This is a genomic window from Mesorhizobium sp. M7A.F.Ca.US.014.04.1.1 (assembly GCF_003998745.1).
Lineage (GTDB): Bacteria > Pseudomonadota > Alphaproteobacteria > Rhizobiales > Rhizobiaceae > Mesorhizobium > Mesorhizobium ciceri.
Window position 1 is genome coordinate 1 of the sequence record NZ_RZRW01000434.1, and the last position, 4,929, is coordinate 4,929.

The 4,929-nt window shown below is 65.7% G+C and carries 6 protein-coding genes and 1 pseudogene; 4 read left to right on the top strand and 3 right to left on the bottom strand.

Annotation, left to right across the window (positions count from 1 at the left end):
- From EOA22_RS24230 to EOA22_RS24245, 4 genes and pseudogenes are all read left to right on the top strand, one after another.
- Nucleotides 1-211: pseudogene (locus EOA22_RS24230) on the top strand (serine/threonine protein phosphatase); the annotation flags it as partial.
- Entirely contained in the window at nt 208-651 is a 444-nt protein-coding gene (locus EOA22_RS24235; protein WP_024504852.1) for a hypothetical protein, read from the top strand. The pseudogene EOA22_RS24230 and the gene EOA22_RS24235, both read left to right, overlap by 4 nt.
- Nucleotides 648-1,310: a lysophospholipid acyltransferase family protein gene (locus EOA22_RS24240; protein ID WP_024504853.1), complete on the top strand. Its 663-nt coding sequence runs from the start codon at nt 648-650 to the stop codon at nt 1,308-1,310. The genes EOA22_RS24235 and EOA22_RS24240 overlap by 4 nt, the downstream gene beginning before the upstream one ends.
- Nucleotides 1,310-2,245, top strand: coding sequence for a phosphatidate cytidylyltransferase (locus EOA22_RS24245; protein ID WP_063167715.1), 936 nt, complete (start codon nt 1,310-1,312; stop codon nt 2,243-2,245). The genes EOA22_RS24240 and EOA22_RS24245 overlap by 1 nt, the downstream gene beginning before the upstream one ends.
- 25 nt (nt 2,246-2,270) lie before the next feature.
- Here EOA22_RS24245 and EOA22_RS24250 read toward each other — a convergent pair whose 3' ends face one another.
- From EOA22_RS24250 to EOA22_RS24260, 3 genes are all read right to left on the bottom strand, one after another.
- Nucleotides 2,271-3,257 (bottom strand): iron ABC transporter permease, encoded by a 987-nt coding sequence (locus EOA22_RS24250; protein ID WP_081714386.1) that lies wholly within the window; start codon nt 3,255-3,257, stop codon nt 2,271-2,273.
- A gap of 29 nt (nt 3,258-3,286) precedes the next feature.
- Nucleotides 3,287-4,234 (bottom strand): ABC transporter substrate-binding protein, encoded by a 948-nt coding sequence (locus EOA22_RS24255; RefSeq protein WP_063167714.1) that lies wholly within the window; start codon nt 4,232-4,234, stop codon nt 3,287-3,289.
- A gap of 49 nt (nt 4,235-4,283) precedes the next feature.
- Nucleotides 4,284-4,929: ABC transporter ATP-binding protein (locus EOA22_RS24260; protein WP_164755774.1), on the bottom strand; the 646-nt coding region annotated here is incomplete at its 5' end.

Genomic DNA, 4,929 nt, shown 5'->3' on the forward strand with positions numbered 1-4,929 from the left:
GCAACCGGCAGCCGGCGCGCTGGAGAATGCACGCCGCGACGGCACCGTCCTGGTGTGCTGCGCGCTCGGCTTCCAGCGCAGCGCCGGCGTCGTCGCCGAATGGCTGGTGGCGACCGGCAGGGCCGGGACGCCGACGCTCGCCCGCGAGATGCTCGCGGCCGCCGGCCGGCCGGTCCACCTTGCAGAGGCCACTGGGCGGGCGGCGTCATGACAGGCAATACCTATCAGGACCGCACCGACCGCTTCGCCGGCATGCTGATGCGACAGGCCGCGTGGCCGGCCGCAATCGTGCTGACCGCAAATGTCCTTGCGCCTCTAGCCGCGTCGGCGCGCGGTGCCTTCGAGACCTTGCCCGCGGCCATCGCTTTGTCGATCGCCGCCGCGAGCGCGGTTGCTGTGCTGGCGCTGTCGGCATTGCTGGCATTCGACGCGCTGCTGTTCCGACTGATGGCGAGCCATGACGACGAAGCTTCCGGCGGTGCCGCGGTGGATGACATGTTGGCGCGCATGCGCCTGAAACCGGCTCCGTTCGCGACACGCTTGCTCGATGACCGCATGGCCGGCACAAGCCGCTTGCTGTTCAAGCAACGCGCTGCCCTGGCTCTGTTTGCCGCAGCGCTTCTGGCGGCAGGGTTTTGGGCGCCGCGATGAACAAGCTTTCGCTCAAGACCTTCACCTTGCTGCAGACGGTAACCTCCGTCGGCCTGTCGGCTCTGGCCCGGATGGTGACCGGGGTGCGGCCGATCTGGAACGGCAGCCTGCCCTCCGAGCGGCAGCGCATCTATTTCGCCAATCACACCAGCCATGGCGACTTCATCCTTTTGTCGGCCTGTCTCAGCGAAAGGGAGCGCGCGATCACCCATGCTGTTGCCGCAGGCGAATATTGGGGGAAGTCGCGGCTGCGCCGCTTTATCGCGCAGGACATCTTGTCGTCCGTGCTCATCAACCGGCAATGGACGAGACCTGAGGAAAACCCCATCGAGATCATGCTGTCGGTTCTCGACCAAGGGCACTCGCTTATCCTGTTTCCCGAAGGCACACGCAACATGACCGAAGAGCCGCTGCTGGCGTTCCGCTCCGGGCTCTACAATCTGTCGACGGCGCGGCCTGAGGTCGAGCTGATCCCGTGCTGGATCGAGAACATGTCGCGCGTGCTGCCCAAGGGCCAGTTCCTGCCGGTGCCGCTGCTGTGCCGCGTCGTTTTCGGCGCGCCTGTCGCGGTTGGCCCGGGCGAAGAACGCCGCGCCTTTCTCGAGCGCGCCCACGCCGCGCTTCTGGCGCTCAACCCGCGTCCCGAGCGAGACGATTGATGCGCCACGAGATCTCCATCCTGATCATCGGCCTGCTGGCGGTTTTGACCACCGCCAGCATCGTCGCCACCATCCTTTCGGCGCGAGCGCCGAAGCCGCTGAGCTCGACGCTTGTCAATCTCACGCAGCGCATCAACGCCTGGTGGGTGATGGTGGCGCTGATGACGGTCGCCTTCTTCTTCGGCCGTTACGGGATGACCATCCTGTTTGCGCTGATTTCCTTCGCCGCGCTGCGCGAATTCGTGACGCTGACGCATACGCGCCGCAGCGACCATTGGGTGCTGCTCGGCATGTTCGGCATCATCATCCCGTTTCAGTACTGGCTGGTGTGGACCGCCTGGTACGGGCTCTTCGTCATCTTCATTCCGGTCTACTGCTTCCTCTTGATGCCGGCCATCACGGCGCTGCATGGCGACACCGAACGCTTCCTCGAGCGGATCGCCGCGCAGCAATGGGCGGTGATGATCTCGGTCTATTGCGTCAGCCACGTCCCCGCCCTGCTGACACTCGACGTGCCAGGCTTCGAAGGCCGCACCTTGCTGCTGATCGCCTTCCTGATCATCGTCGTGCAAGGCAGCGACGTGCTGCAGTACATCTTCGGCAAGCTGTTTGGTAAACACCGGTTTTCGCCGAACGTCTCGCCGTCGAAAACCTGGGAAGGGCTGATCGGCGGATTGGTGTCGGCGAGCCTGCTCGGCGCGCTGTTGTCGTTCGTGACGCCCTTCTCGGCGCTGCAGGCGGCAGGCGTGGCCTTCGTCGCCTGCTCGATGGGATTCCTAGGCGGGCTGGTCGCCTCGGCCATCAAGCGCGACCAGGGCGTCAAGGACTGGGGCCATCTCATCGAAGGCCATGGCGGCATGATGGACCGCACCGACAGCCTGGTCTTCGCCGCCCCGGTGTTCTTCCACATCGTGCGCTATTTCTGGACTGTGTGATCCGGCGACCGGTTGCCAAAGGCGCTCAAAGCCGGTTGCGGATCAGCATGGTGACGACGAAGAACGCACCGACCGAGCTGGTGATGATGCCGATCGGCAGTTCCTGCGGCGGCAGCAGCGTTCGGGCCAGAAGATCGCTGGCCAGCAAAAGCACCGCGCCGAAGACGGCGCAGCTGGCAACCAGGCGCAGATGCAAGGGGCCTGCCAGCGGCCGCGACAGATGCGGGATCATCAGCCCGACGAAGCCGATGACCCCGGCGACAGAGACCAGGATCGCCGTCGAGAAGGCGGCGACGAGAAACGTCATTCGGCGCATGCGCGCCACTGGCACGCCAAGGCTTTCGGCGGCGTTTTCGCCGGCCAGGAAGGCATCGAGCCGGCGGTGGTTCCACAGCGCGTAAGCCAGAATGGTGCCCGCACCCAGCGCGCCGAGCCAGATATTGTCCCAGCGCGCCAGGCCAAGGCCGCCCATCGTCCAGAACAACACGGAGTGGGCGGCGCGCTGGTCGCCGGCAAAGACCAGGTAGTTGGTCAAGGCGGTGAACATGAAGGACACGGCAAGGCCGGCGAGGATCAGCCGCTCCGGCCCTTGGCCCCTCACCCGCGCGACCAGCAGCAGGACGACGCCGGCGGCCAATATGCCGCCGGTGAAGGCCGCGACCGGCAACGTCCAGATGCCAAAGCTGTCGCCGAAGACGGTGATGACGGAAACGGCACCGGCGGCGGCGCCCGACGACAGGCCGAACAGGAACGGATCGGCGAGATCGTTGCGGGTCACTGTCTGCAGCAGCGCGCCGACGACGCCGAGGCCCGCGCCGACGCAGATGGCCAGGATCGTGCGCGGCAGCCGCAGATCGACGACGATCTTGCCGACCGGCCCGGACACGTCGTGCCCGCCTAAGCCGATTGCGCGGCCAAGCGCTGCTACAACGTCGGCCAGCGGGATCAGCGTCGAGCCATAGGCGATCGACAGCAGAGCGAGAGCGGCGATCGCCGCCGCTCCCGCCAGCATGGCCAACGCAAATGCCGGATGGCGCAAGCTCAAAATGCTTCCGGGTGCATGGCCTTGGCGATCTTGTCGATCGCTTCGATGTTGGCGGGTCCAGGCGTCAGCTCGGCGTAGCGGAGGGCGACGAAGCGCTCGTTCTTGACCGCGTCTGTCTCCTTCATGGCCGGATGCGCTTTCAGGAAATCGAGCAGCTTCCTGTAGCCGCCACCGTCCTGGTAATCGAGCAGGATGAGGAATTGCGGATTGCGCGACGCCACCGTTTCCCAATCCGTGTTGCCCCAGCTGGTGTCCATGTCAGCCATGATGTTGTCGCCGCCGGCGGCAGTGATCATGGCGCTGGGGATGGCGAACTTGCCTGCGGTGAACGGCTTGTCCTCGCCGGAATCGTAGAGGAACACCCGCGTGCCCTTGGCGCTGCCGACCTTGGCGGTGATGTCGGCGAGCTGCGCCTTCCAGCCAGAGACAAGCTTTTCAGCCTCGGCCTCCTTGCCGAAGATCTTGCCCAGCTTTTCGACGTCGCCATAGAGCAGGTCCATCGAGGCGGCGGGGCGGCTCTTGTCGAGATGGACGCAGCTTTCCGTCAGAACCAGCGTCTTGATGCCGTGCGGGGCAAGCGTGTCGGGCGTCACCTCGCCACCCGGCTTCATGCCGTAGTACCAGCCGGCGAAGAAGAAATCCGGCTCCACGGCCACGAGGTTTTCGAGCGTCGGATATTTCGGCGCCAGCTCCGGGATCGAACCCTGCTCTGCCTTGAATTCGGAACCGACCTTGTACCATCCGGTGATGCCCGTCAGGCCGACCATTGACGGCTGCAATTTCAGCGCGAAAGCCATCTCAGCCATGTTCAGATCGTGGATGACAGCGCGCTTCGGCGGCGCGTCGAAGGTCAGCGGCTTGCCGCAGCTGTCGACGGTTACCGGGAAGGCGAAGGCGGTCGAGGTCAGCAGCGAGACGGCAAGCGAAAAAGCGAGGCGTTTCACGGGTATGCTCCTTGTGGGTGGGATCGGGTCGACTATGGAACGGCTTCAATCACGACGGCGGCGCGGCACGGTTCGGAACCTCGAACACCGTCAACTCTCGATCCTCGGTTGGATGGCGCAGGCGCAGCACATCGATGCCGAAAATCTCGCGGATCAGCTGTTGGGCCAGCGCTTCGCGCGGTGCGGCGAGCGCTTGCAGACGGGCATGGTTCATCACCGCCACCCTGGTGGCGAAGGGTGCTACCAGCGCCAGATCGTGCAGCACCGCGATCACCGTCATCTCAAAGCCTGCCACGAGGTCGAGCAGTTCGCCGCGGGCGCGCGGGTCCAGATGGTTGGTCGGTTCGTCGAGGAACAGGATTTTGGGCTGCTGGGCGATGGCGCGCGCCAGTTGGGCGCGCTGGCGCTCGCCGCCCGACAGCGAGCCGACGGTGCGGCCAAGCAGCGGCAGCAGGCCGGTCCGGCGCAGCGCCTCGACGGCGATATCGCGTTCCTCGCGCCTGCGCCGCAGCCCGGCGTGCGGGACCCGGCCAAGCTCGACATAATCGATCACCGCCAGCCGCGGATCGGGCTGGTCGGTCTGGCCGACAACGGCGATATGCAGCGCCCGCTCGGCGGCCGAAATCCTGTCCAGCCCGCGTCCGCCAAGCTTCACCTCGCCGGAACTTGGCCGCAGCATGCCCGACAGCATGCGC